Raw genomic sequence first — 12,843 nt, forward strand, 5'->3', positions numbered from 1 at the left:
TACACCATGTTTCTAAGTGTTGAAAATTTAAAAATTGAATTATGAAATACAAAATCCTAATATTGGTTTTATTGCTTTCATTTTCTGGTTTTGCACAGCGTTATCCGGATTTTAAATCGCTTCGGTTTGATGAGAATTACAGTGTTTTGGAAAATGACACGGTAAGCAATGACTGGTATAAAACAGTGAAATTCCTGCCTCTTTCTTCTTCTAAAAAAACATATATCAGTTTTGGGGGCGATATACGGTTTCAGTACTTCTATGCTAAAAATGAAAATTGGGGCGATGGTCCGCAGGATAATGATGGTTATGTTTTGGGAAGGTATTTGTTTCATGCCGATTTTCATGCCGGAAAATACTTTAGAATCTTTGTTCAAACGCAAAGCAGTATGGCCGACGGAAGAATTGATCCAAATCCTGTGGAACAAAATCCACTTGAAGCACATCAGGCCTTTGCTGACTGGAATATAATAAATGAAGGTGATAAAAGGCTGATTTTAAGAGTAGGAAGGCAGGAACTCACTTATGGTTCACAGCGTTTAGTTGCTGTAAGGGAAGGGCCAAATAACAGACAGTCTTTTGACGGAATAAAAGCAATTGTGTCCATACAAAATTTCACGACAGACTTGTTTTATACGCATTACGTAGTAGCGCACGATGGTATTTTTGATGATGCTTCGAATAAAGAAAGACAATTTTGGGGAAGTTATCTGGTGTTTAATAAAATACCTGTGATCAAAAATATTGATGTGTATTATTTGGGTTACCAAAGAGCGCATGCCGCTTTTAATGATGCCGCCGGAAAAGAGAAACGTCATTCGGTAGGAAGCCGTATTTGGGGAAAAACGGGAAACTGGCGTTACGATGGTGAAGCTGTGTACCAGTTTGGTGATGTAGCCGAAAAAAGTATCAGGGCGTGGACTGCTTCCATTAATGCGGGATATCGATTCAACGAAGTGAGGTTTCGTCCGGAAATTGGTTTTAAAACCGAAGTAATTAGCGGAGACAAAAATACGGGCGATTCCAGTCTGCAGACTTTCAATCCGCTTTTCCCCAGAGGCGCTTACTTTGGACTTGCTTCCGTAATAGGACCTTCTAATCTGATAGATTTCCATCCGTCGCTGAATTTTGAAATTGCCAAAAATGTAGATTGGGTTATTGACTATGATATGTTTTGGAGATACAGCGGCAATGATGGTATCTATGCGCCAAATACAACCCTAATTTATCCCGGAGATACAACAACAGAAAAGAAAATCGGAAATCAGCTTGAAAGTGAAATCGTCTGGGAACCCAATCAATATTTGTATTTCAGGCTCGAAGCGACCTGGTTTCAGGCCAAAGATTATATACAGGCATCTGGAACGGGTAAAAACATATTCTTTACCGGAATTACGATGCAGCTTCATTTTTAAGCTTAGAATGAAGTTACATCAAAATAATTTTAAAAAACAATCTTATGGAAAAAGCTGTCTTTAAAACAAAAACAAAAATGATACAATTCATAATAGTAATGCTATTGATTGGTTTTTCGACACAAGCACAAATATATTCTGATGAAGAAATCAAAACAAAAGAAACTGCAGAGAAATTTTTTAAATATGTAGGAGAAAAAAATCCTGAAAAGATTGCTTCTATGGTTTCAGAAAAAGTCGACTGGTATATTTTCGAATCGAAATATATGCCCTGGACAGGACATCGCTCGAAGCGGGAAGAAATTTCAGCATTATTTAAAACGCTCTTTAGTTATTTTGTTGATGGAAGTGAAAAACTCGAAGCGCAATCTTTTTTATTACGAGGAAATGAAGTGGCCGTTTTTGGTTTTGTTGAAAGAACGGTGAAAAAGAACGGCAAACATTTTAAAATGCCTCTTGCGATTCATATAACAGTAGAAAATAATCTGATCAGTAAATTTTCACTTTATGAAGAAACTTTGATTATTGAAAAAGTACTTAAATAAAATCAATACAGATGAAAGACAGAAGAACATTTATTAAACAAGCGGGTCTTGTTGGCCTTGCCGGTTTGATACCAATAAATACATTATCAGCAAGTGATCTTAAAACAAACCAATTTACCAATGATGAAAATTCTGCTACAAAATGGGCTGACGGATCTCGTTTGGTTGTGTCCGTTTCTATGCAGTTTGAAGCGGGCGGACAGCCTGTAAATTCAGAGAGCCCGTTTCCGCAAAACATGCAGAAAGGATTTGTAGATCTTCCGGGTGAAACCTGGTATCAATATGGGTATAAAGAAGGAATTCCAAGAATGCTGGACAATTGGGATAAATTCGGAATCAAAGTTACCTCACATATGGTGGGATCGGCAGTGTTGAAAAATCCCGAACTAGCCAAGGAAATTGTACAACGAGGACATGAAGCGGCGGCCCACGGTATGGACTGGGCTACAGAATATTCTATGCCATATGAAACAGAAAAAAAGTTCATCAAAGATGGGGCAGAAGCGATAAAAAAAGTAACTGGTTTTGAACCTGTGGGCTATAATGCAAATTGGTTAAGACGCGGCCCAAATACATTGGAAATTCTACAGGAACTTGGTTTTAAATATCACATTGACGACTTAAGCCGTGACGAGCCTTTTTTAGTAAAGGTAAAAGGAAATGATTTTGCAGTAGTTCCATACACTATTCGCTGTAACGATATTGTATTAATAGAAGGAAAAAATTTTAGTGCAGATCAGTTTGCGCGTCAGGTGATTATGGAATTTGACCAGCTTTACATTGAATCAGAAAAAAAGCGCAGGCAAATGTCTATAAGTTTTCATGATCGTATAGGAGGTACGCCACAAATGGTTGCTGCCACTACGGAAATCATTCGTTATATACAAAAACATAAAGGAGTTAGTTTTAGGCGAAAAGATGAGATTGCTCAAATGGCTTATCAGGACAAGAGTATTATAAGAGAATAAAACCGATTACTACTAAAACAAGAATTAAGATGAAGTACCAGAAACTATTTCAGCAATACAATTTAAGCGGCAATCATTTAGAAAACCGCTTTTTAATGGCTCCTATGACACGTTCAAGAGCTTCACAACCGGGTGATATTCCAAATGTTTTAATGGCTGAATATTATGCACAGCGTAGTACGGCCGGTATAATAATTACAGAAGCAGTTCAGGTTTCTCTGCAAGGAAAAGGATATGCTAAAACACCGGGAATTTACAGTCAGCAGCAAATAGAAGGCTGGAAATTAATAACAGACGCGGTGCATCAAAACGGAAGTAAAATATTTCTGCAGTTATGGCATGTAGGCAGAGTAAGCAGTTCAAGAGTAAACGGATTACAGCCAATAGCACCTTCGTCATTAATAGCGCAAAATACAAGTGTTTACATTTTTGACGGTGCCCCAAATGGTGATGCCACTTTTGTTCCGGTAGAGGAACCAAGAGAAATGAATAAAACCGATATCGACATTGTAATTAAAGAATTTGTAACAGGTGCTGAAAATGCTATCAAAGCCGGTTTTGACGGTGTTGAAATTCATGGAGCAAACGGTTATCTGATTGATCAGTTTTTGAGAAGCAATAGTAATAGAAGAACTGATGAATATGGCGGAACTAAGGAAAATAGAATTCGTTTATTAATTGAAATTTCCAGAGCTGTAGCCAATACAATTGGAAAAGAAAAAACAGGAATAAGATTATCTCCCTTTATTAGTTTTAAAGATATGAATGATCCTGAGATTTTGGAAACTATAATGCTGGCAGCAGAACAGTTAAATAAACTTGAAGTTGCTTATATTCATCTTTGCGAAGCTGATTGGGACGATGCACCACAAATTCCATCCGATTTTAGAATTAAACTTAGAGAGACATTTAAAAATACTATTATTGCCACAGGAAACAAAACCCCTGAAGAAGCTGAGAAATTAATTAAGGAAAATTTAGTCGATTTAATTGGCTTTGGGCGACATTTTTTAGCCAATCCTGATTATCCTGCCAGAGTAAAGAAAAATTCGATTTTAAATGATATTTCAGATACTCACACCTTATTTGGAGGGGGGACGGAAAGGGGCTATACAGATTATCCCTTTGTGAGCTAAAAGTCAACTTTTGAATAGCTTATTTATTAATTCGGAATTTAAACCCAAAACACCATTAAAAAAATTTTAAGTGGTATTTTCTTTTAATAAGATTGTAATTTTATAAATGGCTGCATGTCTTTCTAATGCAGTATTATTTTTAAACTTTTTAATTCACTTATTTTTAATTTATCCCCTTTTTCTACTACTTACGTAGGTTGTATTGAAGCTTATCCTATAATTTGATTTTGTATAAAAAAAACTGCTGAACTTATCGGGTTCAGCAGTTGCATGTTGTAATTGATTCTGCAAAAACTATTGATTATTTTTTAACCACTCTAAACGTCTTTGATCTGGAAGGTGCGTAATTTTAAAATCTTCGAAAGTAGCCGTAAAGCCCTTTCCATCAGGACTTGCAGCCATCATGCCCACTTGTACCGTTTTGAATTCCGGAAAATAAACGGTATTGGTCATCGTATAATTAACCCCATCAATAGAATAAAAAATCTCCAGTGCATCTAGTCGGCGTACGGCCTTCATCCATACATTTTTAGGTTTTTCTTTTAAGCCAAGAACACTCCACGAGCTTTTATCGATAGTATGAACAGTACTAATATTATAGATTCCGTCTACATATTCTACACCCGTTTTCACGTAATTGTTTTCATCTATTCGGAGCATAAGGCAAACCTGATCGAATCTGGTTTTATAAACACCGCTCATTTTTACAACAACTTCAAACTCGCCGCTTCTCTCCGTATATAGAAAAGGTCCGTCGTAAACTGTAAATCCGTAGTGGCTTTTGTTCCAGTAATCAGATTGAGCCGTAACCTGCATAGTAAGTTTATTGTCTTTTATTTCCCATTCTGCTGGTTCATTGAGCCAGTTCATAGCAGTTAATTTTTGAGCATTTCCTTTTATAGCCATAATGCATATACATATTAAAACTAAGTGAATTCTCTTCATGATTTCTTAAATTTGAATTTTATTAATAATTTACAAAGAATGTAATTTGAGTTTTTTACAGCAATGGTTATATATAACCATTTTTAAACCCACTTTAATCTTCTTTCTATTAACTTAGCAGTGTATATCATTAATCATAGTTATGAATCCGATCTCGAACTTAGAAGACAGATTTTCTTTTGAATCCATTGACAGTTCCGAAAAACGCAATCAGGCATTAAATGAGGCAATTGTAATGATGGAGGCCTATGTAAAACTTGATAATGCAGTAGCTGTACTATCAGATTTAGCGAGTAATAAAAGCTATGTTTTTGCCGGTGATTTTGGTAGTTTTTTTGATATTCACACTTCTGGATTTACAACAATTGATTCTATTTGGGAAGATGATATTTATCAGCGCATTCATCCCGATGATCTTTTTCAAAGGCACCTTTTGGAACTGGAGTTTTTTAATTTTTTAAAGACAATAGCTGCGGAAGAAAGATTAAATTATGCTACAAAATGCAGAATTAGAAGCCTGAATAAAAATAAGGAATATCAGTATATTTTGCATCGCAGCTTTTATATGAAGAACAGTTCAGAAGGAGGATTGTGGCTTGCTGTTTGCCTGTATAATTATTTATTCGAAAAAGGAACTGGGGTGAATGGTATAGAAGGAAAAATCATCAATACGAAAACAGGAAAGATTTTTCATATAGATACTTATGAAAATTGTGTTGATCTTTTGACTTCTCGTGAAAAAGAAATTTTAGTATTAATTGGTAAAGGTATTATCAGTAAGGAAATTGCAGATAACCTAAATATCAGCATTAATACTGTAAATAGGCACCGACAAAATATTCTGGAAAAACTAAATGTAAGTAATTCTATTGAAGCAGTAAGAACAGCAGAGGCTTTAAATTTGTTGTAAAAATGTTACCTTAAAAAGTGCTGTGTTTCATTATATTATTTCAGGTTGTTATAAAATAGTATTGTATTGCATTGGGAGTAATAATGTACAATATAGGCAGAATTATGCAAGGCTTAGATCAATCGGATATTTAGAATTGTTACCTAATTTGAAGTGATCAGCATTATCAATTGTATTTAATATTATTTTTTAGGAGCTTTTCCCGCTATACGTTCCAATCTTTTGTGCCCAGCCCCGGCACAAAAGGATTTCTACTGCTATTGGGGATTGATGTAAAAATTATAAAACTAAATTGGTTTAGGGCAGTAAACTAGTTTTGTTCCGTTACTCTCTACAAAAAATACTCGAATTGACATTTGTAATAATTACATCCAACGGGTTCAATTAAATTTTTTCAATTAGTCTGTGATTAATTTGAATTTTACAGGTTGAAAAAATATATTTGAATTTTTCTCAAAATAAATTCCATTTTCTTTTGTATCAAATTTTACTTTGTAATTATGAATTATGGTAGTTTGTGCAATCATATTTACCTGGTAAGTATCACCAATTTTATTTGCTTTGGATATATCCTGAACAATACCATTAATCACAACCGATTTAGGAACAACAGCAGTGTCATTTAATTTAAAACTAACTATATATCCTCTTTCACTATTACTGTTATAACTTTTATACGTTTGATTTTTAATATCTAAAAGTTGTCTGGAACAGGAAAAAAGAAAAAAAAGTCCGAAATAAAATAATAAAAAAGCGGCTTTAGGAATACTATTTTTCATACTTTTAGCGTTTTTCATCCACAAAATTAACTTAAATTAAACGATTGAAAAAATAATGAAATTAAAATATATTACTAAGACATTACTTGTAGGATTGGTTTTTACAGCTTGCAGCAAGGATTCTGATTCTGACACTAAAGAAGCCACAACTACCAAGCCAGACGAGATTAACAACTTTGTTTGGAAAGCTATGAATTCCTGGTATTACTGGCAACCCGACGTTGCCAATTTGTCCGACAGCAAAATCACTTCTACTGCGGTATATAACAATTTAATCAACGGAAAAACGCCCGATGCGCTTTTTTATTCACTCCTATATCAAAGAGGAACTATCGATAGATTTTCCTGGATTGAAAACAGTAATGAGATTGTGCGTGTTTCAAAAATTGCAGAAGTCGAAAAAACAGGTGGTCTTAATTACGCAATCTACCCTAAAGATGCATCCAATACCAACATGGTAGCCTTAATTAACTACATTGTGCCTGGCTCACCAGCAGCTTTAGCAGGATTGAAAAGAGGCGATGTTATTACCAAAATAAATGGAAGCCAGCTTACTTCAAGTAATTATGACCAACTAGAAAACACACAATTCACAATTACTTTGGCAGCGAGCGTGCAATTTTCAAGCAGTAGTTTAGTAACCACAGATAAAACAGGAACTGTGACTGTATCAAAATCCGAAATTGATGAAAACCCAGTTGCTTATTATGAAAAGAAAGTATATGGATCCAAGAATATTGGTTATCTGGTTTTTAATGGTTTTAAATCCGATTATAATGACGAACTCAATTTGGCTTTCGCTAAAATGCAATCGGATGGAATTAACGAATTGGTTTTAGATTTACGATACAATGGAGGCGGTTCGTTAGAAACGGCAGTTGCCCTGGCTCAAATGATTAATGGCAGTTTTACCAATAAACCATATATTTATTTAGACTTCAATAATAAACACAATAGTGAAGACGGCTATGAAAATCTTTCCGAAAAAGTAAACATTTTTAACTTGGTTGATAACGAACCAACTTTTCAGAGGCAAGAAAGTATAAACAGCCTTGCTTTGCCAAAAATATATGTGCTGGTAAGTTTTCAAACCGCTTCTGCCAGCGAGCTCACGATACAGTGTCTAAAAAAATACATTAACGTAATCACAATAGGCGAAGAAACCGTTGGCAAATTTGTTGGCTCAAACACATTATACGATTCTCCTGCTAATGATTATACGTCCTATGGCAATCGAAGCACTAAACACAAATGGCAATTGCAACCCATTACTTTTTCATATTACAATAAAGACAAAGAAGCAAATCCAGCGAGAATTATACCTGATTACGAAATCAATCCTTATAGTACTTTCTTAAATCTGGTTGAATTTGGAAACGTAAAAGATCCTTATTTGAATAAAGCTCTCGAATTAATTACAGGTCAGACTATGCGAACTACAGCAAAAACCGCCAATCCTTCTTTTTCATTAAAAATTGGCAATCTTGCTGTATTCAACCCTAGAAATACTGCCAAAGGTTTATATATTGAGGATTTTAAAAGGTTGAAAAAACAATAAATAGCAACGAAACTAAATTTAGAAATTAAAAACATCAATCTTAACTAAGCCTATTTCAATTTAGATGGAATTCGTGTTTAAAGTATAAATAGCTCTTTTAATCTCAATAAAAGAGCTTTACTTTTTTATAAGAATAAATCTTTTTTTGCCTCAGTTAAGGAACAATTAATAATTGAAGGTATAAGTGCGAAAAATTCAGGTAATGATGAGATGATAAACCATTTTTAAATGAGATTTCATTATTTGTAATTGAAAACAATTCTAATAACATTAATAAACTTTAGTTATCATTTCATCTATAGGTAAACGAACTTTTTTCGTAGCTGCCATATAGTCTTTTTCCGAATCCCGATATCCTAAAGCGAGGATAACTGTAGAATGCAACCCTTTTTCTTTCAAACCCAAAACCTCATCAATAGTGGCGGCATTAAATCCTTCGATAGGAGTGGCATCCACTTTCAATTCTGCCGCCGCAATAAGCGCTGTTCCTAGTGCAATATAAGCCTGTTTGGCCGCCCAAAGGGCTTTTTGTTCTGCGTTAATAGCGCTGAAATAGGAATGCAGTCCATTTCTAAATCCTGATAAGGCACCAGTATCAAGACCTCTTTGCTTTTCTGTCATTGCTATGTAATCGTCAATGTAAGTCGAAGACATGTCAGTGAATGCGGCAAAAACCAACAAATGAGAGCAAGAGCTAATCTGTCCATTATACGAATCAGCACCTAATTTTTTTTGAATTTCTGGGTTGCTTACAACAAAAACACGGTAAGATTGCAGACCACAAGAAGATGCTGAAAGATTTATAGCCTCTAAGATCTGATCGATCTTCTCTTCTGTTACTTTAATGTTATTGTAAGCTTTTGTGGCGTAGCGCCATTTTAAATTTTCTATCAAATTCATTACTATGTCTATCTTAAATTTTGGCAAATATAAATGATATTGTTTTCTTTTTCGAGTTTTTGAAGCGCTCTGGGAAACTCCAAATCAATCATCTTAGGCCATTAAAGAATATTTATCTGTTTTCCTTCATTATTATATTTGTTTAAAGATTAATAATCTTTAAAAATACATGTTAAAAGAATAATTACCTGATTTTGTGTATAAATAAAAATATTTAATCTTTTATTTTCAAATTTGCAGGGTAAAAAAAACTAAACAGTATCATCATATGAAAGCGAACATACAAGAAGATAGGGGAATAAACGAAAAGCAGAATATTGAAAAAAACCAGAATACAATCCAGAATGATTTTGCATTCACACTAAAGAGCACTTGTTTAGATGAAAACTATCAACCCTCAAGTCAAACACGTTTGACAACCAATTTTGCAAACTTGGCTAGAGGAGGTAATCGCCAACAAAACTTACGTAATGCCTTAAATATGATTAACAATCGATTCAATGCATTGGCTCATCTGGATAACCCAAAAGGGGATCGTTACCTTGTAGAACTTGAAATCATCACAGTAACGATGAGTATTGATGATAAGAATGGTATTAACAATCTGCCGTTGATTGAAGTTTTAAAAACGAATATTTTTGACCACAAGACTAACCGGCGTATCGAAGGTATTGCCGGTAATAATTTTTCTTCTTATGTTCGTGATTATGATTTCAGTATTTTATTGATCGAGCACAATAAAAATAAATCTAGTTTTTGTATTCCTGAAAATTTTGGTGATTTGCACGGAAAACTTTATAAGTGCTTTGTGAGTTCAGCCACTTATAAAGAGCACTTCAAGATGTCACCGATCATTTGTCTAAGTGTATCGAGCAACAAAACTTATACTCGTACTGAGTATCAGCATCCGGTTCTGGGTTTTGAGTATCTGCAGGATCAGTATTCTATCACTGATGAATATTTCTCTAAAATGGGCTTAAAAGTTCGTTTTTTCATGCCTCCGAATAGTGTGGCACCGATGGCTTTTTATCATTCCGGAGATCTGCTTGCTGATTATACTGATCTTGGACTAATCAGCTCAATCAGCACCATGGAGACTTTTCAGAAGATTTATCGTCCTGAAATTTACAATGCAAATTCAGTGGCTGGGAAAATCTATCAACCTACTCTTAAACACGAAGATTATTCACTGACTCGCGTGGTTTATGACCGCGAAGAGCGCAGCCAATTGGCTGTTGAACAGGGTAAATATGCAGAAGAGCATTTCATTAAGCCTTACAAAAGTCTCCTGGAACAATGGTCTGCTAATTTTACCCTTTAATTGATTACAACGCATTAAAATTATACTATTATGAAGAAATTATTATTGCCCACCTCTATTGTTGGAAGTTTACCCAAACCTGCCTGGCTTGCACCACCCGAAAAACTTTGGTCACCATGGAAATTAGAAGGCGATCAGCTACTTGAAGGGAAACAAGATGCTTTACGCATTTCTCTGCAGGAACAGCAATTGGCAGATCTAGATATCATTTGTGACGGCGAGCAGACACGCCAGCATTTTGTAACGACTTTTATCGAACATTTAAGCGGTGTAGATTTTGAAAATCGTAAAACAGTAAAAATCCGTAACCGTTATGACGCGAGTGTTCCAGTGGTTGTAGGTGAGGTTGCACGTCAAAAAGCAGTTTTTGTTGAAGATGCTAAATTTTTACGTAAACAGACTAACAAGCCTATAAAATGGGCATTGCCAGGCCCGCTGACAATGGTAGATACCTTGTACGACGACCATTATAAAAGCCGGGAAAAATTGGCGTGGGAATTTGCCAAAGCACTCAATGAAGAAGCAAGAGAACTTCAAGACGCAGGGGTAGATATTATCCAGTTTGATGAACCTGCATTTAATGTGTTCTTTGATGAAGTAAACGATTGGGGAATGGCAGCATTAGAAAGAGCCATTGAAGGTTTACACTGTCAAACTGCGGTTCATATTTGCTATGGTTATGGAATACAGGCAAATACTGATTGGAAAAAGACATTAGGTTCAGAGTGGCGACAATACGAAGAAATTTTTCCGAAAATTCAAAAATCTAAAATTGATGTGGTGTCTTTAGAATGTCACAATTCCAATGTGCCTTTAAATTTAATGGAACTTGTTCGCGGTAAAAAAGTAATGGTCGGTGCCATTGATGTGGCAACCAACACTATCGAAACACCAGAAGAAGTAGCTGATACCCTGCGTAAAGCTCTTGAGTTTGTAGATGCCGAAAATCTTTACCCTTCTACAAATTGCGGTATGGCACCGCTATCTCGAAGCGTAGCCAGAGGCAAGTTAAGTGCTTTAAGCGCAGGAGCAGAAATTATACGCAAAGAACTTGGGATTTAGTTCTCAATGTATTATTGAATAGGATTTGCTTGTTTGAAGCCTGTTGTCCGTAGAATTTAACAGAGCGACTCTGCGGACAGACTAATGAATCTGGAGAATCCACGTTTATCTGCGTAAGATATTTTTGTAATCTTGACTCTACGGAGTAATAATATTTAAAACACATTGAAGAAATTATTAGAAGTATTAAAAAAAGCAGGTTTCGACGGTTTCCTGTTAATGATAGCTACCATGATTCTGATGGCTTATTTTTTGCCAAAGCCAGGCATGGTCAAAGAACCTGTTTCGCTGGAGGAGATTGCCAATGCCGGCGTTTCCTTGATTTTCTTGTTTTATGGCATGCGACTAAGTGCTGAGAAACTAAAAGCCGGACTTTCCAACTGGAAAATGCACATTGTCGTCCAGTTGACAACCTTTTTATTTTTTCCGCTCATTGTTTTGGCATTTCGCCCGTTGTTTGTCAATAACGGCTTCGAGCTGATTTGGCTGGGTGTATTTTTTCTGGCAGCATTGCCGTCCACAGTTTCCTCTTCGGTAGTCATGGTTTCCATCGCTAAGGGAAACATTCCCGCAGCCATTTTCAATGCAAGCATTTCCAGTTTGATCGGAGTAGTAGTTACGCCTCTCTGGGTTGGGCTGTTTATAGCTTCTGCGACAGGCGATTTTGATGTCACTCAAATCGTCATAAAGTTGATTCTTCAAGTCTTGCTACCTGTCATCATTGGTATAAGCCTCAATTCCCGTTTCGGTGCCATTGCCGAAAAATACAAGAAACAGCTCAAATATTTCGATCAGGCAGTTATTCTAACGATTATTTACACGTCGTTTTGCAAGTCATTTTCTGAACATATTTTTGAAGGCTTCACCGCCCTTGAACTTGCCGGACTCGCTGCAGGGATGATGGCGTTGTTTTTTTCCGTATTCTTTTGTGTCGGACTACTCAGCCGTCTGCTTGGTTTTTCAGATGAAGACCGTATTACTGTCTTATTCTGCGGGTCTAAAAAGTCATTGGTACACGGCACCGTTATGTCAAAAGTACTTTTTCAGCACAGTACCATTACCGGCATCGTATTGCTGCCGCTCATGCTTTACCATGCCTTGCAATTGATTGCGGCCAGCATCATTGCTCAGGGTATGGCTCGACGAAAAGAAGTATAATTTTTATTTATGGCATGGCCCTTTATCTTTTTTCGATAAAGGGCACCAAGGATAACGCTCCCTGCTATAAAATAATACCTTTTAGATTTTTATACTGTGATGATGAAAGATGCAGTATTTTATGTTTTTAACTTGTGTAAAATGAG

The 12,843-nt window shown here is 35.7% G+C and carries 12 protein-coding genes; 9 read left to right on the forward strand and 3 right to left on the reverse strand.

Annotation, left to right across the window (positions count from 1 at the left end):
* The first annotated feature begins 41 nt into the window (after positions 1–41).
* The 4 genes from ACHRWY_RS01830 to ACHRWY_RS01845 all read left to right on the forward strand — a co-directional run bounded on the left by ACHRWY_RS01830 (position 42) and on the right by ACHRWY_RS01845 (position 4,064).
* A complete protein-coding gene (locus ACHRWY_RS01830) occupies positions 42–1,415 on the forward strand; it encodes an alginate export family protein (protein WP_395351957.1) in 1,374 nt (457 codons plus the stop codon).
* Between the two features lie 77 nt (positions 1,416–1,492).
* On the forward strand, positions 1,493–1,960 hold the full coding sequence (locus ACHRWY_RS01835) for a nuclear transport factor 2 family protein (RefSeq protein WP_395351959.1): 468 nt from the start codon (positions 1,493–1,495) through the stop codon (positions 1,958–1,960).
* An 11-nt stretch (positions 1,961–1,971) separates the two neighbouring features.
* Complete coding sequence (locus ACHRWY_RS01840) at positions 1,972–2,928, forward strand: polysaccharide deacetylase family protein (protein WP_395351960.1); 957 nt, start codon at positions 1,972–1,974, stop codon at positions 2,926–2,928.
* A 29-nt stretch (positions 2,929–2,957) separates the two neighbouring features.
* Entirely contained in the window at positions 2,958–4,064 is a 1,107-nt protein-coding gene (locus ACHRWY_RS01845) for an alkene reductase (protein ID WP_395351962.1), read from the forward strand.
* A 294-nt stretch (positions 4,065–4,358) separates the two neighbouring features.
* Here ACHRWY_RS01845 and ACHRWY_RS01850 read toward each other — a convergent pair whose 3' ends face one another.
* Positions 4,359–5,009, reverse strand: a complete 651-nt coding sequence (locus ACHRWY_RS01850) for a DUF1349 domain-containing protein (protein ID WP_395351964.1) — start codon at positions 5,007–5,009, stop codon at positions 4,359–4,361.
* A gap of 142 nt (positions 5,010–5,151) precedes the next feature.
* Between ACHRWY_RS01850 and ACHRWY_RS01855 the strand changes: the two genes are divergently transcribed.
* On the forward strand, positions 5,152–5,919 hold the full coding sequence (locus tag ACHRWY_RS01855; RefSeq protein ID WP_395351966.1) for a response regulator transcription factor: 768 nt from the start codon (positions 5,152–5,154) through the stop codon (positions 5,917–5,919).
* A gap of 398 nt (positions 5,920–6,317) precedes the next feature.
* Here the strand turns inward: ACHRWY_RS01855 and ACHRWY_RS01860 are convergent, their stop codons facing one another.
* Complete coding sequence (locus ACHRWY_RS01860) at positions 6,318–6,698, reverse strand: hypothetical protein (RefSeq protein ID WP_395351968.1); 381 nt, start codon at positions 6,696–6,698, stop codon at positions 6,318–6,320.
* A gap of 55 nt (positions 6,699–6,753) precedes the next feature.
* On the opposite strand from ACHRWY_RS01860, the gene ACHRWY_RS01865 reads away from it, so the two are divergent.
* Positions 6,754–8,256: a S41 family peptidase gene (locus ACHRWY_RS01865; RefSeq protein WP_395351969.1), complete on the forward strand. Its 1,503-nt coding sequence runs from the start codon at positions 6,754–6,756 to the stop codon at positions 8,254–8,256.
* Between the two features lie 270 nt (positions 8,257–8,526).
* Here the strand turns inward: ACHRWY_RS01865 and ACHRWY_RS01870 are convergent, their stop codons facing one another.
* Entirely contained in the window at positions 8,527–9,156 is a 630-nt protein-coding gene (locus ACHRWY_RS01870; RefSeq protein WP_395351971.1) for a nitroreductase family protein, read from the reverse strand.
* A 268-nt stretch (positions 9,157–9,424) separates the two neighbouring features.
* On the opposite strand from ACHRWY_RS01870, the gene ACHRWY_RS01875 reads away from it, so the two are divergent.
* The 3 genes from ACHRWY_RS01875 (at position 9,425) to ACHRWY_RS01885 (ending at position 12,697) form a co-directional block, all read left to right on the forward strand.
* Positions 9,425–10,477 carry a DUF1852 domain-containing protein gene (locus ACHRWY_RS01875; RefSeq protein ID WP_395351973.1) on the forward strand — a complete coding sequence of 351 codons (1,053 nt, stop codon included), beginning with the start codon at positions 9,425–9,427 and terminating at the stop codon, positions 10,475–10,477.
* A 30-nt stretch (positions 10,478–10,507) separates the two neighbouring features.
* On the forward strand, positions 10,508–11,539 hold the full coding sequence (locus ACHRWY_RS01880; RefSeq protein ID WP_395351975.1) for a methionine synthase: 1,032 nt from the start codon (positions 10,508–10,510) through the stop codon (positions 11,537–11,539).
* Between the two features lie 165 nt (positions 11,540–11,704).
* On the forward strand, positions 11,705–12,697 hold the full coding sequence (locus ACHRWY_RS01885) for a bile acid:sodium symporter family protein (RefSeq protein ID WP_395351977.1): 993 nt from the start codon (positions 11,705–11,707) through the stop codon (positions 12,695–12,697).
* The last annotated feature ends 146 nt before the right edge of the window (positions 12,698–12,843 follow it).

The sequence above is a fragment of the Flavobacterium sp. FlaQc-48 genome (assembly GCF_044007335.1).
Taxonomy (GTDB): Bacteria; Bacteroidota; Bacteroidia; order Flavobacteriales; family Flavobacteriaceae; genus Flavobacterium.